1 protein-coding gene is annotated in these 317 nt (G+C 66.6%); it reads right to left on the bottom strand.

Translation table 11 applies throughout. The annotated features are described in order from the left end of the window. The coding region (locus EN804_RS35960) for a YigZ family protein (protein WP_135922396.1) at positions 1-195 on the bottom strand (195 nt) is incomplete at its 3' end. Positions 196-317 lie beyond the last annotated feature (122 nt).

Consider the following 317-nt stretch of genomic DNA (forward strand, 5'->3'; position numbering starts at 1 on the left):
CTCACCATCATCACTGGAGCGGTAGTCCTGGCCGTGGCGGTAGGCCCAGCAGTTGTGGGTCGCATCGGCGACCGCCACCTGCTGCAGGAACGCCAGTGCCGCCGCAGCACCGTCGATCGGCGCGGCGTGTGCAATGAAACGGCTGTGTTTGACTTCCAGCGTGTGGCTGACCGGCTGGGCAAGGGTATCGAGCATTCCCGCCATTCTACGGGGTTGCCACAGGTGCTCGCCCGTTTCAGTCGTCCAGCAGTGGACGCAGGTCGCGCGGCAGGCGGGCCTCCGGATACTGCTGCACATAGCGCTCCAGGCTGGCGCGG

Source organism: Mesorhizobium sp. M8A.F.Ca.ET.161.01.1.1, assembly GCF_004792105.1.
GTDB lineage: Bacteria > Pseudomonadota > Alphaproteobacteria > Rhizobiales > Rhizobiaceae > Mesorhizobium.